This window comes from Streptomyces sp. NPDC092045 (assembly GCF_044756005.1).
In the GTDB taxonomy this organism is placed as follows: Bacteria; Actinomycetota; Actinomycetes; order Streptomycetales; family Streptomycetaceae; genus Streptomyces.
Genome location: NZ_JBIVSC010000001.1, coordinates 974,392 through 988,160, shown reverse-complemented (window position 1 = coordinate 988,160; position 13,769 = coordinate 974,392). Strand labels below are relative to the sequence as shown.

Here is a 13,769-nt window from a genome sequence, read left to right as displayed (position 1 = left end):
GGGACTTCACGGTGCTGCCGCGCACGCCCGGCACGAGGAGCTGCCGGTGGTGCGCGGCGGTGTGGGGGGTGGAGCGAGGAGGCCGCCCCTGGTCCGTGCGAGGGGCCCGGCGGCCGTGCGGTCCGGCGGTCTAGCGGCGCGTGCCGATGCCGCCGGCGACCGGGCCGACCGGGTCGGAGGAGTCTCCCGGTCCCCGTTCGAGGATCGACTCAAGGATCTCGCCGACCCTGATCGCGGTGTTGGAGAGCAGGGACGACGTGATGCCGTGGGTGTGCTCGGTGCCGCCCTGGAGGTAGATGCCGCAGCGCAGTTCGGGGTCGGCGGCGACGCGGTAGTCGCGTTCGACGCGGACGCGGCCGAGTTCGTCGCGGCGGCAGCGGTCCGCGACCTCGCCGAGGAGGCCGAGGCCGTCGGCCTGCCGGTAGCCGGTGGCGAAGACCACGACGTCGGCCTCGATGACGCTGTCCTCGCCGGTGACGAGGTTGGCGACGGTGGCGCGGACGCCGTCCGGCCCCTCCTCGACCCCGGTCAGGCGGGACACGTTGATGAAGCGCAGCCGCTCGTTGCCGAGGACCTTCTCCTGGTACGCCTGGCGGTAGAGGTCGTCGATGAGGTCGATGTCCACCACGGAGTAGTTGGTGTTGCCGTGGTACTCCATCAGCTTGCGCTTGATGTCGTCGGGCGCCGTGTAGTACTCGTCGACCGCCGCGGGGTCGAAGATCCGGTTGGCGAAGCCGCTGTCGTCGGCGGGGCTGTAGCCGTAGCGCGAGAAGACGGCGCAGACCTCCGCGCCCGGGAAGCGGCGGTGGAGGTAGGCGACGTTCTCGGCGGCGCTCTGGCCGGCGCCGACGACGACGAAGCGGGCGGGGTCGGCGCCTTCGAGGCCGTCGACCCTGGCGAGGAGTTCGGAGTTGTGCCAGACGCGCTCGCCGCGCTCGACGCCCTCGGGCATGAGCGGGCGCAGGCCGGTGCCGACGACGAGGTTGCGGGCCCGGTGGACCACGGTCTCGGTGCCGGAGCGGGCGGTCACGTCCAGGTACTCGATCACGCCGTCGCGGACGACGGGCTCCACGGAGACGACCTCGTGGCTGTAGGAGACCATGTCGTCGACCTTGGCCGCCGCCCACTCGAAGTAGTCGTGGAACTCGACGCGCAGCGGGAAGAGGTTCTTGTGGTTGACGAAGTCGATCAACCGCCCCTTGCTCTGGAGGTAGCGCAGGAAGGTGTACTCGCTGCTCGGGTTCCGCAGGGTCACCAGGTCCTTGAGGAAGGAGACCTGCATGGTCGCGTCGTCGATGAGCATGCCGCGGTGCCAGCCGAAGCGGGGCTGCCGCTCGAAGAAGTGGGCGGTGACCGTGTTTTCTCTTCCGACGCTCGCGTTGTGCTCGCTGAGCGCGATCGCCATGGCCACGTTGGACGGCCCGAAGCCTATTCCTATGAGGTCGTGGATCAGCGGTGCGTCATCAGGAAGAGCCTGAGACATGTCACTCCCATCGTGCGGGACAGCCGCCTGTCAGGCGCACTGTCAGGCGTGGGGAAGGGCGGGGTCCGGGCGCACCGGTGACAGGGCATCACCGATTCGAACTTAGGTAAAGCTAACCTGATCCGCCTGGGCTGTCGACGGGATGAATCGGACATGAGCCACGTCGAGCCGGTCAACTGGCCGATAAACACGCCCTGTTGCATCCTTAGGTTAGCCTTGCTTTACTTTCGGCTGATCTACTGCTCTCCCGAGGAGGAACTTGCCCATGCGGGTCGTCATGTTCGGTTATCAGACCTGGGGCCATCGCACCCTGCAGGCGCTCCTGGACTCCGAGCACGACGTGGTGACGGTGGTGACCCATCCGAAGAGCGAGCACGCCTACGAGAAGATCTGGAGCGACTCCGTCGCCGATCTCGCCGAGGAGCACGGCGTCCCCGTGGTCATCCGCAATCGGCCCGACGACGAGGAGCTGTTCCAGCTCCTCAAGGAGGCCGATCCGGACATCATCGTGGCCAACAACTGGCGCACCTGGATCCCGCCGCGCGTCTACGCGCTGCCCCGGCACGGCACGCTGAACGTCCACGACTCGCTGCTGCCCAAGTACGCCGGCTTCTCGCCCCTGATCTGGGCGCTCATCAACGGCGAGACCGAGGTGGGCGTCACCGCCCACCTGATGGACGAGGTGCTCGACGCCGGCGACATCGTCCTTCAGCGCGCGGTCGCGGTCGGGCCGGGGGACACGGCCACCGACCTCTTCCACAAGACCGTCGACCTCATCGGGCCGGTCACCGTCGGCGCGCTCGACCTGATCGCCTCGGGGCGCACGGACTTCACCCCGCAGGACCGGTCGCAGGCCACCTTCTTCCACAAGCGGGCCGAGGAGGACGTCCGGATCGACTGGACCTGGCCCGCCGAGGTCCTGGAGCGGCTGGTCCGCGCCCAGTCCGCGCCGTATCCCAGCGCGTTCACCTTCCACCGGGGCGAGCGCCTCGAAGTCGTCTCCGCCGTCGTCTCCGAGGGCCGCTACGGCGGCACCCCCGGGCGGATCTTCTACCGGGAGGGCGAGGGCGTGGTGATCGTCGCCGGCGCCGACGCCCGCACCGGCCGCAACCACGGGCTCGCGATCACCCGCGTCCGCACCGCGGACGGCCGGGAACTGCCCGCCACGGAGTACTTCACCTCCATGGGCGGCTATCTGACCGCCCGCCCCTGACGGGCGGTCACCGAGAGCGCCGGTCCGCCCCGGACGGTCCCGGGGCGGACCGGCATCGTGGGTGAAAATTAGGTTAGGCTCACCTAACCAGGGTGGCCCGTGCGGTGGTTCGGGCCGTCGCATGCGGCACGTGGACAGCGAGGAACAGCGATGGAGCAACGGGTCTTCTCCGGCACCGCACACGACCCGAGCGGCGCGCGGTTCGCCGTCGTCGGCGTATCGAACATGCCGACCGACTGGGCGCAGGTGCTCAAGGGCCTGGCGGGCGCCGACCTGGCGCTCCTCGGCTCCCCGCCCGCCACCGCCGTGGCCGGCGCCGCCGTCGCCGGGGCCTCGGGCCCGGCGACCGGCGCGGACCGCCCGGCCGCCGGGCCCCCGTCCATGAGCATGACGCCGCCCAGCGTGCTCGGCCTCAACGCGTACCTGATGTACGCGCTCGGCAAGGCGGCGCGGCGCAGGCTCCAGGACCGCCTGACCGCACGGGGGTTAAGGCTCTGGCACCTCACCGTGCTCGCCCTCCTCTCCGACCTCGGCCCCCAGATGAAGACCGTCCTCGCGGCGCGGCTCGACATGAACGCCAGCGACCTGGTGCGGATCGTCAACGACCTGGTCAAGACGGGGTACGTGGACTGCGCCCGGGACCCGGAGGACCGGCGCCGGGTCGTGGTGCGGCTGACCCCCGAGGGCGGGTCCGCCCTGGCCCAGCTCGGCGCGGACATCGTCTCGGCGGACGACGAGGTCCTCGCCCCCCTCGACGCGGAGGAGCGCCGGCTCCTCTCCTCGCTGCTGCGCCGCGTGCACACCCATCTGGAGGCGGGAGCGAGAACGGCCGCCCGCCCCTGACGCGGGGCGCGCGGCCGTCCTCACCCGGAAGGCCCCGGGAAGACCCGGAAGACCCGGAAGGATCCGGCGGTCCTCAGCGGCGGCTGCGGACGAGCAGGTGGAGGAAGTACGGCGTGCCGATGACGGCCGTCATCATGCCGGCGCCGAGCTGGGCCGGTGCGATCACCGTCCGGCCCACCAGGTCCGCGGTGCAGACGAGCACCGCGCCGAGGAGCACCGCCACCGGGACCACGCGCGCGTGCCGGCGGCCCACCAGGGCGCGGGCGGCGTGCGGGGCGACGAGCCCGACGAAGCCGATCGTGCCGGCGGCGGCCACGGCGGTGGCGCTGAGCAGGACGCTCAGCAGGAGGAAGCCCAGGCGCCCGCGGCCGAGGTCGAGCCCGAGGAGCCGGGGGGTGTCCTCGTCGAGCGAGACGAGGTCGAGCTCCGCGCGCCGCAGGACGGCGACGACCAGACCCGCCGTCAGGACCACGGCGAGGGGCACCGAGTCGGGGAAGGTCCGCCCGTAGGTGGAGCCCGACAGCCAGGTGAGCGCCTTCGCCGCGTTGAACGGGTCGGTGAGGACGATGAGCAGGCTGATGAGGGCGGCGCTCGCGGTGGCCGCGCCGAAGCCGACGAGCACGAGCCGGTTCTGCTGGAACCCGCCGCGCGCGGCGAGGCCGAAGACCAGGACCGAGCTGACGGCGGCGCCCGCGAACGCGGCGCCGGCCACGCTCCACGAGCCGGCCAGCGGCACCGTGGTGACGAGGAGGACGGCGCCGAGCGCGGCGCCGTGGGAGACGCCGAGGATGCCGGGCTCCGCGAGCGGGTTGCGGGTCACGGCCTGGACGAGCGTGCCGGACAGGGCGAGGGCCGCGCCCGCGAGGAGCGCCGCGACGACCCGGGGCACCCGGGTGTCGAGCACGAAGGTGACGGTCCGGCCCGCCCGGCCCTGGGCCCAGTTCACGACGTCGCCCAGGAGCAGCTTGGAGTCGCCGAGCAGCACGCTCGCGACGAGCACGCCGACGACCAGCGCGACGAGCGCGCCGGTGGTGACGAGGAAGACGGTCCGGCTCCTGATGCGCAGCTTCTCCACCGGCGTGGTTCCGGCGGTGTCCTTCACCCTGACGGCCATCGCGATCAGGAAGACGGCGCCGACGAGGCTGGTGACGATGCCGGTCGGCACGGCGACGGCGACGTCCGCGGGGATGACGGCCCGCAGCAGCACGTCCGAGCCGAGGACGAGGGCGGCGCCGGTGAGGCCCGCGACCGGCAGGCCCGCGCGGGAGCGGTGGAGCCGCTGGGCCCGGCGGGCCAGGCCGCGGACGAGCGCGGGGGCGCACAGGCCGACGAAGCCGATCGGTCCGGCGAGCGTGACCGCGGCGGCCGAGAGGAGCGCGGCGAGGACGACGGCCGTGACCCGGGTGGAGCGGACGGGGACGCCGAGGCCGCGGGCCGCGTCGTCGCCGAGGGCCAGGGCGTCGACCCGGCGGGCGAGCAGGATCAGTCCGGCGAGGGCGGCGAGGGCGACGGGCGCCATCTGCAGGACGGCGTCGAAGCCGTTCTGCGAGATGCTGCCCTGGTTCCACTGGTAGAGGCCCTCGGTCTCCTCGGGGAAGAGCAGGAGCAGGCCCTCGGTGACGGCGGTGAGGCCGAGGGTGAGGGCGCTTCCGGCGAGGACGAGCCGGACGGTGCCCGCGCCGAGGCCGGAGAGGCCGAGGACGACGGCGGCCGCGGCCAGGCCGCCGGCGAAGGCGACCCCGGAGGTGGCGAAGAGCGGCAGCGAGACGCCGGTGACGGCGGCGAGGCCGAGCGCCAGGTAGGAGCCGGCGTTGACCGCGAGGGTGTCCGGCGAGGCGATGACGTTGCGGCTGACGGCCTGGAGGGCGGAGCCCGCCATGCCGAGGGCGGCCCCGACGAGGAGTCCGGCGACGGCCCGGGGCAGCCGGGAGGAGACGACGACGGACGCGTCGGTGGGGTCGGCCCGGCCGGTGAGGGCCTTCCAGACCTCGGCGCCGCCGACGGCGGCGGTGCCCTGGGTGACGTCGACGAGGGCGAGGCCCGCCACGAGGAGGGCCAGTGCGGCCGTCACCGCGGCCGCGCTCCTCCGGGACGTGACCGTCGTCGGACGGGTGGAGGGGGTGGTTGCGGTGACGGCCATGGTGTTACTTCGTCAGCTCCCCGACGGCGGAGTCGATGTACTTGCCCATCGACCCGGGTCCGCCGAACATCCAGATGCCGTCGGGCAGGCGGTGGACGTTGCCCTTCTTGACGAACGGCAGGGAGGTCCAGACCTTGTCCTTGGTGAGGACGCCGCTGAACGGGGTGCTGCTCGGGTCCTGCTCGTTGGCGATGTAGGCGAAGTGCACGTCGCCGAGCTTGGTGAGGCCCTCGACGTCGGTGCTGCCGAGGCCGTAGGCCGGGTCGCCCTCGACGGTCCAGGCGTTCTTCAGGCCGAGCCGCTCGTTGACGGCGCCGATGAGCGAGCCGCCGGTGTAGGGCCGGACGGAGACCTGGTTGGAGACGAGGTAGCCGTCGGCGAAGGCGTACCGGGCGCCGACGAGACCGGCGGCGGCGAGCTTCTTCCTGCCGTCCTCGATCTTGGTGTCGAAGTCCTTCTTGAGCCGGTCGGCCTCGGCGGTGGTGCCGGTGGCCCGGGCGATGAGGTCGAGGTTCTTCGTCATCTGCCCGATCGGGTCGGCCCCGTCGGCGGCCTTGAGCTCCAGGACGGGCGCGACCTTGCGGAGCTGCTTCACGACGGCCGGCTTCAGGTCGTTGGTGGCGACGATGAGGTCGGGCGCGAGGGCGGCGACGGTCTCCACGCTCGGCTCGCCGCGGGTGCCGATGTCCTTGGCGTCGTTCTTCAGCGGGACGGCGGTGTCCCACGCCTTGTAGCCCTTGACGTCCGCGACGCCGACGGGGGCGACGCCGAGGGAGATCAGGCTCTCGACGACGTTCCACTCGGTGCCGACGACCTTCTCGGCGGGACCGTCGAGGACGACCTTCGCGCCGGTGGAGTCGGTGAGGGTGATGCTCTCGGCGGTCTTCTCCGCCTTCTTGTCCGCGGCGGGCTCGGTGGTGCCGCAGGCGGTCAGGGCGAGGGCCGCGGCGGTGGCGGTGGCCGTGGTGAGGAGGAGGCGTCTCATGACGGGGTGGTGAGCCTTTCGCTTCGCGTGTGGTGCCGTCCGACGGCGCGCGTGCGCAGCCGGCCGGTCAGGGGGTCGGTGTCGACTTCGATGCGGATGCCGTACGTGTCGGTCAGCCGTTCCGCCGTCAGGACGTCCTGCGGGGAGCCGTCGGCGACGACCCGTCCCGTGTGGAGGAGCACGACCCGGTCGGCGACGGCGGCCGCCTGGTCGAGGTCGTGCAGGACGGCCCCGACGGCGATGCCGTGGTCGTCCGCCAGGTCGCGGACGAGGTCGAGGAGTTCGACCTGGTAGCGCAGGTCGAGGTAGGTGGTGGGTTCGTCCAGGAGCAGGACGCCGGTCTCCTGGGCGAGGCAGCTCGCGAGCCAGACGCGCTGGAGCTGTCCGCCGGAGAGGTGCTCGACGCCCCGGTCGGCGAACTCGGCGACGCCCGTCAGGGCGAGGGCGCGGTCCACGGCGGCGCGGCCGTCCGGGTCGGCCTTCCCCCAGCGGCCCCGGTGGGGGTAGCGGCCGAACTCGACCACGTCGCGCACGGTCAGGCCGCCGGGCGTGGGGCGCCCCTGGGTGAGCAGCGCGACGTGGCGCGAGAAGTCGCGGGGGGACAGGGCGAGGCCGTCGGTGGCGTCGTCGATGACGAGCGTGGCGGTCCGCGGCTTCTGGAGCCGCGAGATCGTCCGCAGGAGCGTCGACTTCCCGCTGCCGTTCGGGCCGACGAGGACGGTGACCTCGCCGGGGCGCAGCGTCAGCGCAGCGTCGTGGACGACGTCGACGCCCTCGTAGGCCACGGTGACTCCCGTGGCCGCCAGTTCGTGGCCGCGGGGACCAGCGACCGCGGATCTCTCTTCTCCAGCTCGCACAGCCGTAGGTTAGCCTAACCTAAGTGTTAGGCGAAACGGGGGTTGCGTCTGTGCGAGCAAGAGGAAAACCCGCCAATTCGTCGGCCATCGGCGCACGGCGGGTAGGGGCCGGAGAGGACTTCCCCTTCCGGACGGAGCGAACCGACCGTGTGCACTGCCGAGGACCATCCCGTACGGGCCGCCGCCCGGGCGCACACCCCCGTCGGCCTCGACGCGCGGCTCGTGCGGTGCCGGGCCTGCCCGCGCCTGGTGGCCTGGCGGGAGGAGGTCGCCCGCACCGGGCGCGCAGCCTTCCGGGGCCAGGAGTACTGGGGGCGGCCGGTGCCCGGCTTCGGCCCGCCGGACGCCGCCCTCCTGATCAGCGGCCTGGCGCCCGCCGCCCACGGCGGGAACCGGACCGGCCGGATGTTCACCGGCGACCGGGCCGGCGACCTGCTGTACGCGACGCTGTACGAACTCGGTCTGGCCTCGCGGGAGACGGTCACGGGCCTCGACGACGGCCTCGAACTGTACGGGGTGAGGGTCACGGCGCCGGTGCACTGCGCCCCGCCCGACAACCGCCCCACGCCCGGCGAGCGGGACACCTGCCGCCCCTGGCTGGCCCGCGAGGTGCGGCTGCTGCGCCCGACGCTGCGGTCCGTCGTCGTCCTGGGCGGCTTCGGCTGGCAGGCGGCGCTGCCCGCCCTGGCGGAGGCCGGCTGGCTCGTGCCCCGGCCGCGCCCGAAGTTCGGGCACGGCGTGCGGACGGTCCTGGCCCCGGCCTCCCCCGCGGACCCCGCGCTCACGGTGTTCGGCAGCTACCACGTGAGCCAGCGCAACGTGTTCACCGGCCGGCTCACGCGGGAGATGCTGCGCGAGGTGCTCGCGGAGGCCGCCCGCGCGGCCGGCCTCCCGGTGGAGCCCCCCGCGCCGGGGTGACCGGCCTCAGAGGTCCTGGACGCGCCGGAACGGCCGGTCCGCCTCCAGCTCGAACGCGAGCTCCAGAAGGGTCCGTTCGGCGCCGGGCCGCCCCGCGAACATGACGCCGACGGGCAGCCCGTCCTCCGTCGCGCCCACGGGCAGGGACAGCGACGGCGTGCCCACGACGTTGTCGATCGGGGTGAACGCGACGTACGCGAGGATTCGCTCGATCAGCGTCGGGTACGGGACGCCCGGGGCGAGGTGGCCGAGCCGGGGCGCGGGGTGGGCGAGGACCGGGGAGAGGACCAGGTCGAGGCCGCGGAAGGCCGCCGCGTACGCCTCCTTCGTGCGCCTCAGCCGCCGCAGCACGCCCGGGGTGCTCCGCCAGCTCTCCAGGTAGGCCGCGCGCAGGCCCCGGCTGAGGCCGTCCATCCGGTGCCGGTCGAAGTCGGCGCCGAGGGTGCGGCCCGTGGTGCCGAGGAGGAACGACAGGAAGCCCCAGTAGGTGAGGAAGTCGCCGGTGAAGCGGGGGTCGACGGCGATCTCCACCGGCTCCACCGCGTGGCCGAGCCGTTCGAGCCGCGCCGCGGTCTCCGCGACGGCGGCCCGGGTCGCGTCGTCGGAGGTGACGCCGGTCGGCGAGTCGAGGAGGAAGCCGACGCGCAGCCGGCGCTCCGAGGGGCCCTCCACCAGGCCGAGGGGCGGCATCTTCGGGTTGCGCCAGTGCCGCTCGGCGGCGGCGAGGAAGACGGCGGAGTCCCGTACGGAACGGCTGACGATCCCGTCGGAGACGATGTCGAGCGGGAGTTGGCGGCCCTGGGCGCTGGGCACGACCCGGCCCCGACTCGGCTTGAGCCCGACGAGGCCGCAGCAGGCGGCCGGGATCCGGATGGAGCCGCCGCCGTCGTTGGCGTGCGCGATCGGCACCGCTCCGGCGGCCACGAGCGCCGCGCTGCCGCCCGAGGAGCCGCCCGCCGAGCGGTCGGTGTTCCAGGGGTTGCGGACGGGCTCGGCGTCCTCGTACTCCGTGGACGGGCTGAAGCCGAACTCGGGGAGCCTGGTCTTGCCGAGGACGGTGACGCCGCTGCTGAGGAACTGCCGGGTGAAGGCCGCGTGCCGGCGGGCGGGCCGCGGCGTGAAGGCGGCGCTGCCGTGGCCGGTGGGCAGTCCCCGGTAGTCGGTGTTGTCCTTGACGAAGGTCGGCACTCCGGCGAGGAGGCCCGCTCCCGGTCCGGGCAGCGGGTGTTCGGCGTGCGCCTGGACGGCGTGCAGCCGCCCCTCCACGGCCCGTACGCGCTCGGCCGCGTCCCGGGCCGCCTCGGCGGCGCTCACCTCGCCCCGCCGGATCGCCGCCGCGAGACCCACCGCGTCGTGCTCCCCCAGGGCGTCGTCCCGGAAGGCGTGCACCGTGGTCCGTTCGTCGAAAGTCGTCACCGCTGCCCCAAGTCCCCGCGTGTGGTTGGTTGGCCGCCATCATCGCGTACCCGCGGGTAACAGGCGAGGCCCGGAAGGAAGTCGAGTTCTTCTCCCTCGCCCCGAACAACAGGTAGTTAGGTTAGCTGACTGAATTTCGCGCGTCCGGCCCGTGGCCGCCGCGGCGGGGGGGGAACAGCCGTGGGACTGCCGCCATCGATTCCCACGCCATGCCCGACCGGTCGGCCCTCCCCCGCTCCAGCGCCCCCTGGCGCGTCGACCCGGAGCGCGCCGCCCTGCTCGTCCACGACGTGCAGAACCACTTCGTCGGGCGCTTCCCGGCCCGGCAGCCGCCCGTCGTGGACCTCGTCGGCAACATCGTGACGCTGCGCGAACCGGCCGGGGCCCTCGGCCTGCCCGTGGTCTTCAGCGCCGGGCCGACCGTGCAGCGCGGGCTCGCCGCCGACGTGCGGGGACCGGCGATCGGCGACGGCCCCGGGGACGCCGCGATCATCGAACCCCTCACCCCGCGTCCCGGCGAGCGCCTGCTCCCCGACGCCCGGCAGAACGCCTTCCTCCGCAGCCACCTCGGCCGGCCGCTGCGCGAGGAGGGGCGCGACCAGCTCGTCATCTGCGGGGTCTACGCCCACTTCGGGGTGCTGCCGACCGCCGCCGACGCCTTCATGAACGACATACAGCCCTTCGTCGTCGCCGACGCCGTGGCCGACCACTCCGCCGAGGAGCACGAGACGGCCCTGCGCCGGGCCGCGCGCGGCGGCGTGGTCCGTACGACCGACGACCTGCTGCGCGGCCTGCTCCTCGGCAGGAACCGGCGCGACGCGTGAAGCGGGTGGCGCCACCCGCCGGGCCTCCTAGGAGGCCGCGCGCTCCAGGGTCCAGAGGCGGTGGTCCCAGCCGACGTCGGCGCGGGAGCGCACGGCGAGGCCCGCCCGCTCGGCGAGCGCCGCGACCTCCTCGGCGCCGCGCACCCCGGAACCGAAGGCGCACTTGAGGCGCAGGTGGTGCAGGACCGCCTCCATGTCCTCGGGGTCGCCGGTCGCCACCTGCTCGACCAGGAGCAGGGTGCCGTCCTCCGCGAGCGAGGCGGCGGCCCCGGACAGGGTGTGCACCGCGTCCTCGTCGTCCTGCCACTCCAGCTGGCGCGACATCAGCAGGGTGCGCGCGCCGGCCGGTCCGGCGCCGGAGCCGGCGACCAGGTCGATCCGGGGCAGCAGGTCCTCGTCGATGATCGCCTCGCGCAGCACCCGGAGCACCGAGGGCATGGCGACGATCCGCGCGCGCAGCTCCGGGAACTCCTTGACCAGGGTCTCGACGACGGTCGCGACGCCGTGGCCGGTGGCGGTCAGCTCGGTGACGGCCGACCAGTCGTGGGCGCGCAGCACGCCGGGGGCGATCCAGCGGGCCTCGTCCTCGACGGCGGCGCGGGCGGTGTCGGCGATCCGCGACTCCCGGGCCATCTCCTCGGTCAGGGTGCGCCCGGCGAGGGTGCGGTAGCCCGCCTTCCCGGTGCGGACGGTGTGCAGCAGGCCGGAGAGGGAGGCGTCGAACGCGGCCTCGGCGCCCTCCAGGTGGTACTCCTCCGCCGAGTGGTCGTCCTCGACCAGCTCCTCGCTGATCGGGGTGAGGCTGTAGTCGCCCTCGCCGTCGGTGGCGAGCAGCTCGATCCCCACGAGGTAGTCGAGGAGTGCCCCGAGGGTGGCCGGGTGGGCCCCGGCGCTCCGGGCGATCTCGGCGGCGCCGCGCACGCCCCGGTCGACGAGGTCGAAGACGCCGAGGGTGACGGCGGTGCGGATGGCGTAGGGCGGCGCCAGGTCGGTGAGTTCGTGGAGGCGCTCGTGCGCGTCGTCCTCGTCCTCCTCCGTCACCACGGCCGATTCGGGCAGTTCCCCGGCCGGGGCGGGGACGGCGGGTGCGGTCCGGCGCCAGTACCCCGTGATGTGCGTCTGCTCGCGCGGGACCCGACGCTCCGTCGCCAGGTGGCGGCGGATGCCCTTCAGAGTGACGGCCTCGCCGGCGACCCAGGCGAAGACGGTGCCGGGCAGCCAGTCGGCGGCGCGGACGGCCTGCTCCAGGAGGTCGGTGGTGCCGGCCGGGGCGCCGTTCCGGGAGAGCCAGACGATCTCGGCGTCGGCCTCGGTGGGCAGCTCCTGGCGGTGGCTGTCCTCGCCGACCTCGACGAAGACGCGGGCCTTGGTGCCCCCGGGCATCTCGGCGAGCCAGCGGCCGATGGCCGGCAGGGCGGTCTCGTCGCCGACGACGAGGATCCAGTCGGCGCCCTCGGGGTGGCTGTGGGACATCTTCGGTCCGGCGATCCAGGCGCTGTCGCCCGGGGCGGCGCTCTCGGCCCAGGTGGAGGCGACGCCGCCGTCGTGGCGGACGAAGTCGAAGACGATCTCGCCCTTGTCGGGGTCGTGGCTGACCGGGGTGTAGTCCTTGGCGACGGGCCGTCCGTCCGACCAGTCGAGGCTGCTCACCTGCTGCCGGGGCAGGACGAGGCGCCCGGTCTCGTCGGCGAAGAAGAACTTCACGTGGTCGTCGAAGCCCTCGGTGCGCAGGGCGGGGAGTTCCAGGCCGTCCTTGACGAAGGCGTCGAGCTGGGGTCCGCCGAGGGTGAGGCGGCGCATCCCGGGGGTGAGGTTCTCGGCGCGCAGCACGGTCAGCTCGCGCAGCACGATGGGGAAGGTGACGACCGAGCGGGGGCTGCGGGTGGGCATGGGTGCTGCTCCTTCGTGCGCGGCGCCGGGCGGGCGCCGCGGGACGGACCGGTGGGCCGGGCGGGCCGGTGGCGCGGTGCGCCCGGCCCACCGGCCCGTGCGGGTGGTGAGGTGCTCCCCTGCGGGAGCGGGGGTCACTTGCCGGCGACGGCCCCGGCGAGGATCGGCGTCAGCTTCTCGACGATCCAGGGGGCGCTGAGGGCGTCCGGGTAGGCGACGGCGGAGGAGAGGGTGTTCTCCGAGGGGATGACCGCGTAGTGCTTGCCCTTGACGACCTGGAGGGACTGGAACAGCTTGTTGCTCTCCAGCTCCTTGGCGCTGAGCAGGCCGTTGTCGCCGAAGGGGTACGTCATGAGGAGGACGTCGGCCTCCAGCTCGTCCAGGTTCTCCAGGCTGACGGCGTTCTTGTCGGCCTTGTGGTTCTTGGCCTTGTCCGTCTTCTTGAAGCCGAGCTGCTCGAAGACGCCCGGGTCCTGGTCGGCGTAGGACATGAAGGTGATCTGCTCGGGGTGGACGACCGCGTAGGTGTACGTCTTGCCCTTGAACCCGGGGTGCGCGGCGGCCGCGTCGGCGGTGGCCTTCTCGTTGGCGGCGACGACCTTCTCGGCTTCGGCGCTCAGGCCGAGCGCCTTGGCGGCGGTCTTCAGGCGCTCCTGCCAGGTGAGGGTGTCGGAGTGCGCCTTGTCGGTGAAGGTGACGACCGGGGCGATCGGCGCGAGCTTGGCGTAGTCGGTGTCCATCGACCAGGTGTTCATGCCGAGGATGACGTCCGGCGCCTCGGCGGCGATGGCCTCGTAGTCGGTGCCGTCGGTGTCGTCGTACTTCTTGAGCTCGCCGGCGCCGAGCTTGGTGAGGGCGCGCTGCTTGTACTCGGGGACGGGGCCGCCGTCCTCGGCGTCCGGGGTGATGACCGGGACGATGCCGAGGGCGAGGGCGATGTCGGTGTCGCCGTCGGAGACGGTGGCGACCTTGAGCGGCTTCTTCGCGACCTCCGTCTTGCCCCAGGCGTTGGGGAGGGTGACCGGGAAGGCGGCCTCGGCGGCGCCGGTGCTCGCGCCGGCGGACGGCTTCCCGCCATCCGTCTCCGCTCCCTCGTCGTCCTTGCCGCCGCAGCCGGCGAGGAGGGCGGCGCACGCGACGGCGGCGAGGAGGGTGCGGGCGGTGGAGCGCCGTGCGAACGGTCTGGCGGGGCGGTTCATG

Annotated in this window: 11 protein-coding genes; 4 read left to right on the top strand and 7 right to left on the bottom strand. The window is 73.5% G+C overall.

Translation table 11 applies throughout. From position 1 onward, the window contains the following. Positions 1–130: 130 nt before the first annotated feature. The gene (locus tag ACIQKA_RS04345; RefSeq protein WP_402539924.1) at positions 131–1,483 is read right to left on the bottom strand and encodes a lysine N(6)-hydroxylase/L-ornithine N(5)-oxygenase family protein; all 1,353 of its coding nucleotides are present in this window, start codon (positions 1,481–1,483) and stop codon (positions 131–133) included. A gap of 265 nt (positions 1,484–1,748) precedes the next feature. Between ACIQKA_RS04345 and ACIQKA_RS04340 the strand changes: the two genes are divergently transcribed. Together ACIQKA_RS04340 and ACIQKA_RS04335 are read left to right on the top strand one after the other, a co-directional pair. Beyond that, positions 1,749–2,696, top strand: a complete 948-nt coding sequence (locus ACIQKA_RS04340; protein WP_383150746.1) for a methionyl-tRNA formyltransferase — start codon at positions 1,749–1,751, stop codon at positions 2,694–2,696. A 150-nt stretch (positions 2,697–2,846) separates the two neighbouring features. Then, complete coding sequence (locus ACIQKA_RS04335) at positions 2,847–3,539, top strand: winged helix DNA-binding protein (protein WP_402539922.1); 693 nt, start codon at positions 2,847–2,849, stop codon at positions 3,537–3,539. A gap of 73 nt (positions 3,540–3,612) precedes the next feature. Here ACIQKA_RS04335 and ACIQKA_RS04330 read toward each other — a convergent pair whose 3' ends face one another. The 3 genes from ACIQKA_RS04330 to ACIQKA_RS04320 are packed head-to-tail and all read right to left on the bottom strand — an operon-like array spanning position 3,613 to position 7,521. Beyond that, on the bottom strand, positions 3,613–5,679 hold the full coding sequence (locus tag ACIQKA_RS04330) for an iron ABC transporter permease (RefSeq protein ID WP_402539920.1): 2,067 nt from the start codon (positions 5,677–5,679) through the stop codon (positions 3,613–3,615). A gap of 4 nt (positions 5,680–5,683) precedes the next feature. Next, a complete protein-coding gene (locus ACIQKA_RS04325) occupies positions 5,684–6,664 on the bottom strand; it encodes an iron-siderophore ABC transporter substrate-binding protein (RefSeq protein ID WP_402539918.1) in 981 nt (326 codons plus the stop codon). Then, positions 6,661–7,521 carry an ABC transporter ATP-binding protein gene (locus ACIQKA_RS04320; protein ID WP_383153138.1) on the bottom strand — a complete coding sequence of 287 codons (861 nt, stop codon included), beginning with the start codon at positions 7,519–7,521 and terminating at the stop codon, positions 6,661–6,663. Before ACIQKA_RS04320 ends, ACIQKA_RS04325 begins: the two co-directional genes overlap by 4 nt. 147 nt (positions 7,522–7,668) lie before the next feature. Here ACIQKA_RS04320 and ACIQKA_RS04315 point away from each other — a divergent pair, with 147 nt between their 5' ends. Next, the gene (locus ACIQKA_RS04315) at positions 7,669–8,439 is read left to right on the top strand and encodes a uracil-DNA glycosylase (RefSeq protein WP_402539916.1); all 771 of its coding nucleotides are present in this window, start codon (positions 7,669–7,671) and stop codon (positions 8,437–8,439) included. 6 nt (positions 8,440–8,445) lie between these two features. Here ACIQKA_RS04315 and ACIQKA_RS04310 read toward each other — a convergent pair whose 3' ends face one another. Then, positions 8,446–9,855: an amidase gene (locus ACIQKA_RS04310; protein WP_383153142.1), complete on the bottom strand. Its 1,410-nt coding sequence runs from the start codon at positions 9,853–9,855 to the stop codon at positions 8,446–8,448. A gap of 209 nt (positions 9,856–10,064) precedes the next feature. Here ACIQKA_RS04310 and ACIQKA_RS04305 point away from each other — a divergent pair, with 209 nt between their 5' ends. Further along, positions 10,065–10,679, top strand: a complete 615-nt coding sequence (locus tag ACIQKA_RS04305) for an isochorismatase family protein (RefSeq protein ID WP_402539915.1) — start codon at positions 10,065–10,067, stop codon at positions 10,677–10,679. A gap of 27 nt (positions 10,680–10,706) precedes the next feature. Here the strand turns inward: ACIQKA_RS04305 and ACIQKA_RS04300 are convergent, their stop codons facing one another. Both ACIQKA_RS04300 and ACIQKA_RS04295 read right to left on the bottom strand, forming a co-directional pair. After that, positions 10,707–12,569, bottom strand: a complete 1,863-nt coding sequence (locus tag ACIQKA_RS04300; RefSeq protein WP_402539913.1) for an SIP domain-containing protein — start codon at positions 12,567–12,569, stop codon at positions 10,707–10,709. A 134-nt stretch (positions 12,570–12,703) separates the two neighbouring features. Further along, complete coding sequence (locus ACIQKA_RS04295) at positions 12,704–13,768, bottom strand: ABC transporter substrate-binding protein (protein WP_402539911.1); 1,065 nt, start codon at positions 13,766–13,768, stop codon at positions 12,704–12,706. Between the last annotated feature and the right edge of the window lies 1 nt (position 13,769).